The 12,095-nt window shown below is 32.0% G+C and carries 18 protein-coding genes and 1 riboswitch; of the genes, 4 read left to right on the top strand and 14 right to left on the bottom strand.

All coding sequences use genetic code 11. From position 1 onward, the window contains the following. Complete coding sequence (locus tag ABUA27_RS00880) at positions 1-174, bottom strand: hypothetical protein (RefSeq protein WP_287845256.1); 174 nt, start codon at positions 172-174, stop codon at positions 1-3. A 182-nt stretch (positions 175-356) separates the two neighbouring features. Between ABUA27_RS00880 and ABUA27_RS00875 the strand changes: the two genes are divergently transcribed. Continuing rightward, entirely contained in the window at positions 357-713 is a 357-nt protein-coding gene (locus ABUA27_RS00875) for a transposase (RefSeq protein ID WP_349820047.1), read from the top strand. A gap of 39 nt (positions 714-752) precedes the next feature. Continuing rightward, positions 753-1,160 (top strand): hypothetical protein, encoded by a 408-nt coding sequence (locus ABUA27_RS00870; protein WP_349820046.1) that lies wholly within the window; start codon positions 753-755, stop codon positions 1,158-1,160. A 186-nt stretch (positions 1,161-1,346) separates the two neighbouring features. Here ABUA27_RS00870 and ABUA27_RS00865 read toward each other — a convergent pair whose 3' ends face one another. From ABUA27_RS00865 to gloA2, 11 genes are all read right to left on the bottom strand, one after another. Beyond that, entirely contained in the window at positions 1,347-1,799 is a 453-nt protein-coding gene (locus tag ABUA27_RS00865; protein ID WP_349820045.1) for a hypothetical protein, read from the bottom strand. Positions 1,800-1,830: 31 nt separating this feature from the next. After that, positions 1,831-2,475: a hypothetical protein gene (locus ABUA27_RS00860; protein WP_349820044.1), complete on the bottom strand. Its 645-nt coding sequence runs from the start codon at positions 2,473-2,475 to the stop codon at positions 1,831-1,833. 5 nt (positions 2,476-2,480) lie between these two features. Continuing rightward, complete coding sequence (locus tag ABUA27_RS00855; protein ID WP_349820066.1) at positions 2,481-2,651, bottom strand: hypothetical protein; 171 nt, start codon at positions 2,649-2,651, stop codon at positions 2,481-2,483. A 1-nt stretch (position 2,652) separates the two neighbouring features. Beyond that, on the bottom strand, positions 2,653-3,075 hold the full coding sequence (locus ABUA27_RS00850) for a hypothetical protein (RefSeq protein WP_349820043.1): 423 nt from the start codon (positions 3,073-3,075) through the stop codon (positions 2,653-2,655). 491 nt (positions 3,076-3,566) lie between these two features. Further along, positions 3,567-4,895, bottom strand: a complete 1,329-nt coding sequence (locus ABUA27_RS00845; protein WP_349820042.1) for an ATP-binding protein — start codon at positions 4,893-4,895, stop codon at positions 3,567-3,569. 210 nt (positions 4,896-5,105) lie between these two features. Next, positions 5,106-6,407, bottom strand: a complete 1,302-nt coding sequence (lysA, locus tag ABUA27_RS00840) for a diaminopimelate decarboxylase (RefSeq protein WP_022424592.1) — start codon at positions 6,405-6,407, stop codon at positions 5,106-5,108. A 10-nt stretch (positions 6,408-6,417) separates the two neighbouring features. After that, a complete protein-coding gene (dapB, locus tag ABUA27_RS00835; protein ID WP_022424591.1) occupies positions 6,418-7,164 on the bottom strand; it encodes a 4-hydroxy-tetrahydrodipicolinate reductase in 747 nt (248 codons plus the stop codon). Between the two features lies 1 nt (position 7,165). Then, positions 7,166-8,065 (bottom strand): 4-hydroxy-tetrahydrodipicolinate synthase, encoded by a 900-nt coding sequence (dapA, locus tag ABUA27_RS00830; protein WP_006504655.1) that lies wholly within the window; start codon positions 8,063-8,065, stop codon positions 7,166-7,168. 1 nt (position 8,066) lies between these two features. Further along, entirely contained in the window at positions 8,067-8,525 is a 459-nt protein-coding gene (locus tag ABUA27_RS00825; RefSeq protein WP_022424590.1) for an ACT domain-containing protein, read from the bottom strand. Positions 8,526-8,594: 69 nt separating this feature from the next. Then, positions 8,595-8,764: riboswitch (Lysine riboswitch) on the bottom strand. A gap of 15 nt (positions 8,765-8,779) precedes the next feature. After that, complete coding sequence (locus ABUA27_RS00820) at positions 8,780-9,193, bottom strand: hypothetical protein (protein WP_349820041.1); 414 nt, start codon at positions 9,191-9,193, stop codon at positions 8,780-8,782. Beyond that, entirely contained in the window at positions 9,186-9,563 is a 378-nt protein-coding gene (gloA2, locus tag ABUA27_RS00815) for an SMU1112c/YaeR family gloxylase I-like metalloprotein (RefSeq protein WP_129981307.1), read from the bottom strand. The genes ABUA27_RS00820 and gloA2 overlap by 8 nt, the downstream gene beginning before the upstream one ends. Positions 9,564-9,652: 89 nt before the next feature. Here gloA2 and ABUA27_RS00810 point away from each other — a divergent pair, with 89 nt between their 5' ends. Continuing rightward, positions 9,653-10,342 carry an AzlC family ABC transporter permease gene (locus ABUA27_RS00810; RefSeq protein ID WP_129981308.1) on the top strand — a complete coding sequence of 230 codons (690 nt, stop codon included), beginning with the start codon at positions 9,653-9,655 and terminating at the stop codon, positions 10,340-10,342. Further along, positions 10,342-10,653, top strand: a complete 312-nt coding sequence (locus ABUA27_RS00805; RefSeq protein ID WP_006504650.1) for a branched-chain amino acid transporter permease — start codon at positions 10,342-10,344, stop codon at positions 10,651-10,653. Before ABUA27_RS00810 ends, ABUA27_RS00805 begins: the two co-directional genes overlap by 1 nt. On the opposite strand, the gene ABUA27_RS00800 is transcribed toward ABUA27_RS00805, so the two are convergent. Further along, positions 10,633-11,499 carry a DUF4299 family protein gene (locus ABUA27_RS00800; protein WP_129981309.1) on the bottom strand — a complete coding sequence of 289 codons (867 nt, stop codon included), beginning with the start codon at positions 11,497-11,499 and terminating at the stop codon, positions 10,633-10,635. The two genes, ABUA27_RS00805 and ABUA27_RS00800, sit on opposite strands and share 21 nt — an antisense overlap. 4 nt (positions 11,500-11,503) lie before the next feature. Continuing rightward, entirely contained in the window at positions 11,504-11,812 is a 309-nt protein-coding gene (locus ABUA27_RS00795) for a BRCT domain-containing protein (protein WP_287968455.1), read from the bottom strand. Between the last annotated feature and the right edge of the window lie 283 nt (positions 11,813-12,095).

Genomic DNA, 12,095 nt, shown 5'->3' with positions numbered 1-12,095 from the left:
TCAAATATAGCTTTCCCTCTTTGATTTTTCTTCTTTAAATATGTATTTAACTTTTTCTTGCATTAATGTTTTGATTTCAAATGGATTATCACTGTAAGAATAGTTATTATCTTTAGCATAAACAGGAATTAAAACAGATGATAAAACTAAAGCAAAAGCACATAAATTAATCATTATTTTTTTTCATTTATTTTTATTCTCCTTTCTATTTGATTTTTGAATACCTACAAACCACAGGTTAGTGAAAAATAAATATCATAAGAAGCATTTAAACGGCGTTCATGAAGCTGAACCAGACACATAGATTTTCCATCTGTTCTATAATTAGTTTAGAAATCAGATAGAAGTATAATCACATGTCAAACAAAGTATTAAAGCCAAAGAAAGCTTCTCTATATGAGTTCACTCAGAACTATTCTAATAACATCAATAACTGTATTGAATTTTTCAAATCCATGAAATGGCCTGTTGGCTTCTCATGTGATTGCTGCGGATGCCATAAGTATTACTTAGTCAAGCGTGTAAGAAAGACCAAGACTTCATATGTTCTTGAAAGCAAATCATGCCATAAGCAGTATTCACTGCTTTCAGGCACTATTTTTCAGAGCTGCAAGCTTGATCTATACAAGCTCCTTTTAAGTATTTTCCTTTTCTTTAATGAAAATAAAGGAATCAGTGCAATAGATTTATGTTCAATACTAGACGTTAACTAGAAGACTGCACTTCTTCTAGAAAGCAAGTGTAGAATTCTTATGTCAATAAGCAATTCAGGCAAGCTGCCCAACGTCCTTTTCTATGAGGCAGATGTCTTCAATATTGGTGTAACCTCCAAGAATAATGCGAGTCGTTCAAGTGAGCAACAGTCTATTCTTGGTATTCTATCTACAGATAAAGAGAAAAACTATCCCCCGGTACCTCAAGTTAAGATCATTAATGATTATACAGTTTTGTCACTTAAGAAAAACATAGAACAGTGCTGTGTATTATCATATGATGCATTACTCAATACTGATGCTAAGAAATGCTTTAATACACTAAATGAAGAAATACAAGTAAACAACAAGAAAATCGACCATGAAGAAAATAATCATAGACTACTATGGTTAAACATAATAATCGGGAATATTAAGAATAATATTACTGGGATTATCATGGAATAACCAAAAGAGAGATGCCTTTATTCCTGAATGAACAGGAGTATAGATTTACCCATAGAAGTATGGGAAAGACTGTGATGGATAAGGTAAAGAAATATCTGCAAAGATCATTTCCTATCAGTCATAGACAGATAGTCTGTATTCTGAATATTTCTGTTCTACACTTCTCTTAAATCGTTGCCTTGCAGATTATGGGTATTCAAAATGAATATTCATTTCTAGCAATATGTTTTTATCATTCGTCAACAGTCTGAAACCACAAAATGTGGCCTGTTTGAGGCTAGGATTAATAAAAAGGGTTGAATAATAAATAAGATAATTATAAGTTTTTTTCTTTGGCAGACTTATTCTTTTTACTTGTTTAAAGTCACTCTTATAATCGTAGATATTAACACTGTATTTATCATGCTCATTACGAGATAGAATATAAGCATGAGAACCATTAAAATCAATCATATCAAGATGATGCTTCAAGGTATATGTTTTTTCTAATTGATGCGTATCTTGATCAAAAACACAAATCTTATTGCCTTCATTTGAAACAAGATTATAGAAAGAAACATAGATTTTTCCATCATTTACATAAATATTATCAGCATAGCTATAAGGCATATCAATGATTTTTAATTCGTCTGTATTCATGTTTAATTGACCAATATATTTATTTTGGTTATTAAATGAAAAAATATAATGTATCTTTATCTGTATAGTACTTACAAATATTATCTCCATATTGGGTAAGACTAATACTTTTAAGTCGTTTTAAATTTTGATCATAGATATCACATGCAATATCATTTTCAATATCTACAAAATTATATACTTTAGAATGACTTGGAACAACCATATAAGAGAAACGATATTTTTCTTTTATTTCATTTACTTTTTTCTCTTTAAAATTCATCTGAGTTAGATAACCATAATCATTAAGATTAGATACACCATAATAATAGTGATCATCTGCACTGACTGCATCAATGGCTGTTCCAGGTAAATGAAGCTTATTCACTTTTGTAGAATTTCCTTTTATCTGAATAATATTTTGAGGATTCTTATGTCCTTGAAGACCGATATTATTAATATAAGCATAACCATCATGATAGCTTGTGGTATTGAATGATGTGCCTACTTGAGCCTCATCCAATTTTGTAGAAGCAACTTTTTTACCATCATCATTATAATATTTAATAACAGTATATTTTCTTGCAGAAGAAGTTTCAATCACACCAAATGTATAATGGATATTGCTTTGTGATTGTGAGAATGAGCATCCTGTGAATAGTAAGACTGTGGTAATTATTAGAATTGTTTTTTTCATTGTAATCACTTCTTATAAAGAATCATTGTCTTATCACTTGAGACCAATTCAAGAGGATGCACTGCTGCGCCATATTGACTAGTGTTTAAATCTACATTGTATTTATCTTTAAATCCAGCCCATACGAGTTGAGAACAGTAAAATTTTGATCTTGTATTTACATCATAATACTTAATGTTATATGGTTTGCCTCTTTGTGAATAACACCAATCTGCGACTTTTTTTTGCTTGATTTTCTGTTCCGGCTGTCACATAAAGTCCCCAGCATGTATTTTTGCTTTTATTCCAATCATTTTTACCAGTTACAACTCCATTGGATAAAGCTTCAACAACTCTATTTTGTGAATAGACTATAGCTGCATGACCAGTTGGAATCAGATTTTTATAAGCGTCTCCTGTGACTAGTATTCTGTCTTTTGTAGTAGGGTATCCCCATGTATAAACAGCTTGGCCATCAAGAGAACATGCATTAATTGATTTTTCTTTCTTCGCTATCTGATTGTAGATAATTTTTAATTCATCAGTGTTTTCGAATGCGTTTTCATTATAATTGTACGCATTTACACTTGTGATAGTAGAGAGGCTCACTCCTATAATCATAGTCAGTGAAGACAATAATTTAATTGATAGGATTTCCTTTCTTTTGTATTTTTAATTATTAGATTCATTATGTTTGTATTATTAGTTAATGTAACCAATGGAATCTCCTCCTTTCATTAAGTAAACTTTAACTTCATAAATATGATAACAAACAATATTAAAGTACTCAATAATACTGATAATAATTATTAAAAATCTAACGTAAAAAAGGAGGTAGTTTAAGATAATATTGCTTTAGGTTATCTTATTCATCAATAACAACATAACGATACTCATAATATGCTTTCTTAAGTCTATTATAATGTATACCTACAAAATAAAAGACTAGAAGTTAAATATAAGCAACCTCTAGTCTGTATGTTTATTTAATGAAGAGAAGAACAACACATTAATAGTCATAACTATTAATCGTTATTCACGAGCTTACCTTATGAATGTCTCAAGTCATAATGAATAACTTCTCTTCAGTGATGTGATATCACTTTTTAGTTCTATAATACAAAAGGAACAAGATAAAATGGTCTAAACAATAAACTATTCTCTTTGCCTATATCTTTTTGCGAAATCAAATATGGTTTATTCACAATATTGGAATATTTCTTGCAGAATTCATTGATTGATTCATGTTTTCCAATACCTGAAGATTTCACCTCAAATACATTAATCTTACTTCCCTCAGATACTAGAAAATCAACCTCATAATAATGCGTACTTCCTTTTTTGTTCCAAGTATGATAGTACAATTCTCTTCCTGATGCAGCAATCATCTGAGCCATTAGATTTTCATACAAATAACCAAGATTAATAGGCAACTTATCAGATAATAGTTTTGCATATATTTCGTTTTCTGTTGCTGGGCAATCAATAAACATAAGTGTGACAAACAAACCAGTATCCGCAATATAGAGCTTATAACTATCAAAATCTTTTGTATCTGCCAAACTCACTTTAGGGTCAGTTGTATTAAAACATGGTAGCACTGTCTTTGAATCAATCAACTCATATAATAATTCTTCACTTCTTACATTATTCTTCTTACCTATCGCAGTTGTTATGCGATATTTTTTTGTATCTTTTGCGAGCTGAGCAGGAATTGAATGATACATAGCTGATAATCTACCAGAAGCATCAATCTTCTTAAAATCTTCTTCATACAGATTAATAATCTGTCTTTTGACCATATCTATTTCTGAAAAGTTTTTACCATTTACATAGGCTTCTACAGCCTGTGGCATTCCTCCAACAGCCATATATATTCTCAAATCTCTCATTAACTTACGATTTGTAGCCTGACCAATGGCTTTACCCATATTATATATATCTTTCAACAATCCATAATTACTACCTGTGGCAGTACAGAACTCTTCATAGTCCATTGGGTAAATCTGAATCTTCATTTCCTCAGAAGGAATAAGAATATCCTTTACATTCTTCTTAATTGATATCAAAGATCCTGTTTCTAGATAACTATATCTACCATCTGCAACAAGATGTTTAATTGCTTGTCTTGCTTTAGGAAATAACTGTACTTCATCAAAAATAATAAGAGACTCATGTTCATATAATGTTATTCCTGTTTCAGCCTGCAATCTTAGAAAAAATATATTTAGATTACCTATATCATCAAAACATTCAAGAATATTATTTGTTATCTTTGAAAAGTCTATCAAAATATATGACTTATACTCATTCTTCGCAAAATTTTCCGCAATAGTTGACTTACCAACACGTCTTGCTCCCTCTAATAGAACTGCATATCGATCTGAATAGTTATGCTTCCATTCAAGTAGCTTATCATACGCTTTTCTCTTAAAAAACATAGAATATCTCCTCACTTTTTAAATATATATAACTTTCTTCAATCTTATTATCTGCCAAAATATAACTTTCTTCAATCTTATATTTGTCAAAAATGTGACTTTCTTCAATCTTTTTTTAGCCTAAAATAGTACTTTCTTCGAAGTAACGGTAATTATATTATATTTATTTACGTATAAAAAAAGGGGATAGCATCCGCTATCTCCTCATGACTATTCTTCATCAAATAAAACTAAATCATCAAATGTCTGTCTTCTTACTACGACTCTTGATTCACCTTCATAAGTGAATACTACAGCTGGTTTAGGCAACTGGTTGTAGTTAGAAGACATAGAGTAGTTATATGCACCTGTAGAGAATACTGCAAAAATATCTCCTGGCATAATATTAGCTGTAACTGGTAGATCCTTAGTAATCATATCAGCACTTTCACAGATCTTACCTACAACTGTTACAGTCTTAGTCTTTGTTTCTCCTGCTTTATTTGCAACAATACCATCATATTTCGCATCATATAAAGGTGTACGGATATTATCAGACATACCACCATCAATAGAGACATAAGTACGTACATCAGGGATTTCTTTAATACATCCTACTGTATAAAGAGTAATACCTGCATTACCTACAACATAACGCCCTGGTTCAATCATAACAGCTGGACGTTCCCATCCATGACTATCATATTCATTATAAATAACTTTCATGATTTCTGATGTAATAGATTCAAAATCAAGTGGTTCATCCTGTTTAGTATAAGCAATACCATAACCACCACCGGCATTAATCTTACTTGTTACAACACCAAATGTATTATAGATTTCATTTACGAACTTCATGAACTGAAGCATTGCATTCACATAAGCGAATAAATCAAATACCTGAGAACCGATATGACAATGAATTCCTTCATATTCGATATTATCAGACTCTAAGATTTTCTGAATAGCTTTTAAATAGATACCATAATGAGAACTAAAGCCAAACTTAGTATCCTTATGACCAGTCATAATATAGTTATGACCACCAGCTTTAATACCAGGGACAATTCTTAAAGTTGCCTTTACTTTCTTACCTAGTTTACCTGCAATCTTTTCACAGTTTTCAATTTCATAGAAGTTATCTACTACGAAATGAGTCACATCATGACTTAATGCATATTCAATTTCTGAAGGAAGCTTATTGTTTCCATGGAAGTAGATCTTATCTGGATCAAATCCAGCACGTAATGCGATACTGATTTCTCCTGCAGATACGCAGTCAATTCCAATACCATATTCATTTGCAAGCTTATAGATTGCAAGACAGCTAAAAGACTTAGATGCAAATAATGGAAGCGCCTTTTCATACTTATCCATGAACTTTGTCTTTAATTCATTCATCTGATGTCTGATATGACCTTCACTCATAACATAAAGTGGTGTGCCATACTGTTTTGCGAGATCAGATGCTTTAATACCATCTATATATAAATCATTGCCTTTTATATCAGCAAACTGTGTCTGTAATACCATACCATTCCCCTTAATATAATGTTTTTAAATCAAATAAACCTTTGTCTTTATTCATTAATGCCTTTAATGCAGCAACAGCACCATTCGCAAATACTTCTTTAGAAAGAGCTGTATGCTTTACTTCTACGATTTCATCCTGTCCTGCAAACATTACTGTATGTTCACCAAAGATTGTCCCGCCTCTTATAGATGAAATACCTACTTCATTTCTTTCTCTCTTACGATGAATAGAATGACGATCATAAGTAGGTTCTAATGAATCATCTAAAGCATTATTAATACCATCATATAACATCACTGCAGTACCTGATGGTGAATCAATCTTCTGATTATGATGTTTTTCCATGATTTCAATATCAAAATGATGTTCAAAGAATTCTTTCGCAAATTCACTCACCATCTTATTCATCATAGCCACACCATAAGAAGTGTTATAAGACTGGAAGAGGGCAATCTCATGAGATGCTTCTTCAATCTTCTTTAAGTCTTCTGCACTAAAGCCAGTAGTTGCGAATACAACTTTACACTTATTCTTTAATGCATAAGATAGAATACTATCTAGATTGGCAGGATGTGAGAAATCAATAATGGCATCAATATCATCCTGTACTTCATCTAATGACTTATATGCAGGTACTTCTGGCTGTACATCAAACACAGGAGATACAACACCAGCTAATTCTAAATCTGCATCATTCATCACTGCATGGGCTACTTTCTTACCCATTAAACCATAACCATATACTAATACTTTCATCTTAATAACCCTTGCTTTCGAATTCTTTCATTGCATCAAATAATAACTTTTTATTTTCTTCTGTAGTTGGAATAAGAGGCTGACGAAGCATATCACTTTCAATAACACCCATATGCTTTAAAGCAGCCTTAGGCATGATTGGGTTAACATCAATAAATAAATATTTAGAAACATCATTTAAATCATAAGCCATCTTTCTAGCAAGTTCTAAATCACCCTTTAATGCAGCCTGGGCAAACATCTCTGTTTCTCTTGGATAAAGGTTAGATAATACTGAAATAACACCTTTACCTCCTGCTGCGATAAATGGAAGAATATTATCGTCACATCCAGAATATAAATCAAAATCCATATCCTTAGTACGTGTTAATACTTCCATTGCATACGCAATATCATCTGTTGCATCTTTCATAGCAACAATATTAGGAACCTTTGCAAGTTCTACTACTGTATCTACACTGATCTTCATACCAGTTCTACCTGGTACATTATACATAATAAGTGGTAAATCACTAGCAGCAGCAACAGCCTTATAATGTTCAATTAAACCTCTCTGAGAAGTCTTATTATAGTAAGGTGTTACAACTAAGTTTGCGTCAGCACCTGCTTCAGCATTAAACTTAGCCTTTCTAATAGCCTGTGCAGTATAGTTAGAACCCGCACCTACAATAACCTTTACACCTGTACCCTTAGCCATTTCTACTGTAATCTTAGTAAGTTCAAATTCATCTTCAATATCAATAGTTGCAGGTTCACCAGTAGTTCCGTTGACAAGTAATGCTTTTACACCACCATCAATCATTCTCTGAACCTGTCTTTTATAACCTTCGTAATCAATACTTCCATCTTCAAACATTGGTAATACCAATGCAACACCTGTACCTTCAAAAATTGGTTCCATTTTATGCTAATTCCTCCTGAATTTTTTCTAATGCTTTCTTTAAATATTTCTTTTCTATAACATATGAAATAGATACTTCACTTGTTGTCACCTGAGCAAATGGGATTTGGTTATCACCTAGAACTTTGAATAACTTACTTGCAAAACCGACTTCATTTTCCATATGACCTTCTACAACAAGCTTACCTACATTCTTAGATGCAAATACACCAATACGGGGGTGATTCTTCTTAACTTCTTCAATTGCCTTGTTTAAAGCACTCTGTGCTTTTGCATCACATGTGAAATCAATACGCATTTCATCTTCTAGCATGACTGATGAGATCATATCGATGTTCACACCTTCACGGCTAATTGTTTCAAACACATCAGCCACAAAGAGAGGATTCTTTTCAACATTCATTAACTTCACTTGAATAATGTCTTCTTCAATCTCTAATCTTGTAATCACACTGTTCATCTTCATCATCTCCATTTTTTTATAAAAAAATATTGCAATGGGGCCATTGCAATATAATTAGTCTTCATTATATTCAATAGCGCACCACAAATATTTTGTGACAGTGAATAAGATCTTCTCTTATCCCCCAGATAACAGTTCATATACAGTTCCCTGTCTCTTCGGCATTTGCTCCCCCTTCATTATCTGGCTGTATCCATTAATAACGAATTCTTAACGCATGCACCTCTATTTGCCAACATAATAACATATTATCAATCATAAAAAAAGTGATTTTCTTCTAAATAGTGCATATATTCTTTGATCCAGGGACTATCTACCGCATATCGCTGAAGCATGAATTCTATTTTATTTCCATTATACATAAAACTCATCTTTAGCTTTGCACCTTTCTTCTTTGTTTTAAAGTCTGTCACAGATTGATAATCAAAGAAATAAACTTCTTCTATAAACTTTAAATTCTCATAACACATGAAAGTAATACCATCGTAATCAAAACTCATCATATAAAAATGCACTGGTTTACCATGTACATGACCTAACCACATTGTGAAAGCTGTCTTTTTCCAATCAACTTCATATTTCGTATACGCAAAGGCTACATTATTATGAAATGAGATTCTTGATAAACGAATGTAATCTTGTAATAACTCTTCTCTCTTATTCATGGATTTCTAAAGGCAATTGATCAGGATCTTTAAAAAATGTCATTTTCTTGCCTGTAAATGTGTCAAAACGGATTGGTTCTGTTTCAATACCTAATGCATTTAATTCTTTGACTGTTTCTTCTACATCTTCTACCTTAAAAGCCAGATGTCTTAGTCCTGCAGTTTCAGGGAAAGGATGTAGTGGGGCATCTGGTTTAATAAATATTTCTAACTCCATATCTCCAAGTTGAAGATCTAACTTGATATCCTGCTTATCCTCTCTCTTATTTTCTCTAATAATCTTAAAACCTAATTTATTGACATAGAAGTCAATTGTTTGATCATAATCTTTTGTAATGATTGCAATATGATGTACTGTGTCTAATCTCATAACAACACCTCCTGTTACTATTATATCATTGACATCGTGAATGATATATAGTTATTATAGTATAAACCAACTAATGAGGTAGGTAATGCATGAATAAGAAAACAATTATTTTTTCTATTAAATCTGCACTCCCTGTTATGACTGGTTATCTTGTATTAAGTATTGGTTTTGGCTTATTACTTCAAGATAAAGGTTATGGATGGTGCTGGGCAGTTTTAATGAGTACAGGTATATATGCTGGTTCTATGCAGTTTGTGACAATTAATCTACTATCAACAGGTGCTTCTATCATTACAACTGCTATTATGACTCTTATGGTCAATATAAGACATCTCTTTTATGGGATTACTATGTTAGAGAAATATAGTGAAGCAGGGTGGAGAAAGCCTTATTTGATCTTCTCATTAACAGATGAAACCTATTCCTTAATCTGCTCTCCTGATCTTCCTGATGATATAAATCGTAAAGACTATTTCTTTATCGTTTCTCTTGTCAATCAGTTATCCTGGATAGCAGGGAGTATTATAGGTTCAGTACTCGGGAATATTATTCCTTTTGATACAACAGGCATAGATTTTGCGATGACTGCATTATTTGTCATCATCCTATTAGAACAACTAGAGAAATCAAAACAGCATCTTCTTGCCTTTACAGGATTTATTATTTCGATATTCTGTTTATTACTCTTTGGACCAAATCAGTTCCTGATTCCTTCTATGATTCTTATTACAATTGCATTATTCATAGAAAAAAAGAGCTTAGAAAGGAGTGATTTCTAATGCATGCCATACTTATTATTCTTACTGCCGCAATAGTCACACTTCTTATCCGTGCTCTTCCATTTATTGTATTTAGTAAACATACACCTGATAGTATTCTCTATTTAGGTAAAGTACTACCTTATGCGATCATACCAATGTTAGTGGTGTATTGTTTAAAGAGTGTATCAGTTCTAAAAGCCCCTTATGGTATTCCAGAGCTCATAGCACTTATAGTAGTTGTATGTATCCATAAATGGAAACATAGTACATTACTTTCTATTCTTCTAGGTACAATGACTTATATGTTTCTAATCCAGACTGTGTTCTAGTCTTTTCATGACCTCTAAGGGGAGATTATTCACGAGTACAGTATTACCATCATAGTAGTTGATGTAATCTGGACCTAGTGTAAATATACGTTCAAAAGGAATCGTACCCAATGATCTTTCTTCTGTTGTAGAATAAAGAGCTATTTCATAATAATTACATTCTAGCTTCTCACCTGTTTCAGGATTCTGATACCCTACAGGGACCCATGGTTTATTAGGGAGTAAAGTAGGGCAGTCTTCAGTTAATGCATAGATGCCTTTAATACCCTGATCTGTCTTAAAGAATTGAGGTTTTGCATAATAATAGTCATGACTTTGAAGTTCATGCATCCACGAAGAGAATAGATGTGGATTAAGAATAAACTGTTCTGCTTCATCCTTACCAATCACTAATGGCCACATTGTACTCATTAAAGTAAGAGAATCTGTTTCACCATTCACAATCTTTTCTGATACTTCTTTAATAACGCGATGATTGAAGGCAATAAGATCATCTTCCTGTGATAAGTAGTCATCTATATCTTCTTCTATACCATCAATAGTGACACTGCATTTCCAGTAACTAGTAATTCTTCTTAGACAGTTAAAGAAAGAACGCATTTCATCTGTAGTAGTAGGATTGAGTAAACGTAAGTTTAATTCATTCTTTTCTTCTTCATCCCATGAAATATTAAAACCTCTACCAATAGAATTTGGATTATAGAAGATCATATTACCTTCCTGGTCATCACCCACCATTCTCATACCATCATTGATTCCAAAAGCCAATTCATCACCGACTATGACATCTAATGGAATAGTCTTTTTAAATAAACCCTTCTGTTTAATACATACATCAATAGACATCTTTCTATCCTCCTATGCATCTCATAAAGTCATCTTCTGAGATAATCAAAATCTTTTCATCCTTCTCTCTTAAGTCTAAACCTTTTCTAATCTTAGTACCATACTGACCATACTTCCATGTTTTACTTTTTTCTCCACCAACAATTAAATAATCAGTAGCACGTGTAGGGGCACTTAATACAGTACCTCCATGACTATAGATATAGTGAACTACATCACTTCTTCTCATAGAAGTAAATAAACCAGTGACCACAAACTTACCTGTCAAATCTATATCAAATATTTCATCAAAAGCGAAAGGGTAAATATTCATAACTATTCCTCAAAAAAAGATATACAATATATGTAGGAGGTTTTTCATAATGGTTAAAATCCTAAACATCGCATTATATATCATATTCATTCTTATACCAGCATTGTATTTTATATGGCTATTAAAACATGAACACCTAATTTTTAAAACATTTGTGGTTGTCATGGCTATTCTTTCTACAATCGGTATATTACTTAAATTTAACTTTAAATTATATATGTCTTTTTAACTATCTTTTTATATCTTCTCAAATGTCCGCAAAGCCTTATTTTATCGGCTCTAC

It is taken from the genome of Catenibacterium sp. RTP21428st1_D7_RTP21428_210409, assembly GCF_040227455.1.
GTDB classification, from domain to species: domain Bacteria; phylum Bacillota_I; class Bacilli_A; order Erysipelotrichales; family Coprobacillaceae; genus Catenibacterium; species Catenibacterium mitsuoka_A.
The sequence above is the reverse complement of the archived record's forward strand: the minus strand, read 5'-3'. Positions and strand labels throughout refer to the sequence as shown.

Excerpts from the sequence above, each read along its gene's own strand:
- ABUA27_RS00880 (WP_287845256.1), bottom strand. The coding sequence starts at position 174 with ATGATTAATTTATGTGCTTTTGCTTTAGTTTTATCATCTGTTTTAATT.
- ABUA27_RS00875 (WP_349820047.1), top strand. The coding sequence starts at position 357 with ATGTCAAACAAAGTATTAAAGCCAAAGAAAGCTTCTCTATATGAGTTC.
- ABUA27_RS00870 (WP_349820046.1), top strand. The coding sequence starts at position 753 with ATGTCAATAAGCAATTCAGGCAAGCTGCCCAACGTCCTTTTCTATGAG.
- ABUA27_RS00865 (WP_349820045.1), bottom strand. The coding sequence starts at position 1,799 with ATGAATACAGACGAATTAAAAATCATTGATATGCCTTATAGCTATGCT.
- ABUA27_RS00860 (WP_349820044.1), bottom strand. The coding sequence starts at position 2,475 with ATGAAAAAAACAATTCTAATAATTACCACAGTCTTACTATTCACAGGA.
- ABUA27_RS00850 (WP_349820043.1), bottom strand. The coding sequence starts at position 3,075 with ATGATTATAGGAGTGAGCCTCTCTACTATCACAAGTGTAAATGCGTAC.
- ABUA27_RS00845 (WP_349820042.1), bottom strand. The coding sequence starts at position 4,895 with ATGTTTTTTAAGAGAAAAGCGTATGATAAGCTACTTGAATGGAAGCAT.
- lysA (WP_022424592.1), bottom strand. The coding sequence starts at position 6,407 with ATGGTATTACAGACACAGTTTGCTGATATAAAAGGCAATGATTTATAT.
- dapB (WP_022424591.1), bottom strand. The coding sequence starts at position 7,164 with ATGAAAGTATTAGTATATGGTTATGGTTTAATGGGTAAGAAAGTAGCC.
- dapA (WP_006504655.1), bottom strand. The coding sequence starts at position 8,065 with ATGGAACCAATTTTTGAAGGTACAGGTGTTGCATTGGTATTACCAATG.
- ABUA27_RS00825 (WP_022424590.1), bottom strand. The coding sequence starts at position 8,525 with ATGAACAGTGTGATTACAAGATTAGAGATTGAAGAAGACATTATTCAA.
- ABUA27_RS00820 (WP_349820041.1), bottom strand. The coding sequence starts at position 9,193 with ATGAATAAGAGAGAAGAGTTATTACAAGATTACATTCGTTTATCAAGA.
- gloA2 (WP_129981307.1), bottom strand. The coding sequence starts at position 9,563 with ATGAGATTAGACACAGTACATCATATTGCAATCATTACAAAAGATTAT.
- ABUA27_RS00810 (WP_129981308.1), top strand. The coding sequence starts at position 9,653 with ATGAATAAGAAAACAATTATTTTTTCTATTAAATCTGCACTCCCTGTT.
- ABUA27_RS00805 (WP_006504650.1), top strand. The coding sequence starts at position 10,342 with ATGCATGCCATACTTATTATTCTTACTGCCGCAATAGTCACACTTCTT.
- ABUA27_RS00800 (WP_129981309.1), bottom strand. The coding sequence starts at position 11,499 with ATGTCTATTGATGTATGTATTAAACAGAAGGGTTTATTTAAAAAGACT.
- ABUA27_RS00795 (WP_287968455.1), bottom strand. The coding sequence starts at position 11,812 with ATGAATATTTACCCTTTCGCTTTTGATGAAATATTTGATATAGATTTG.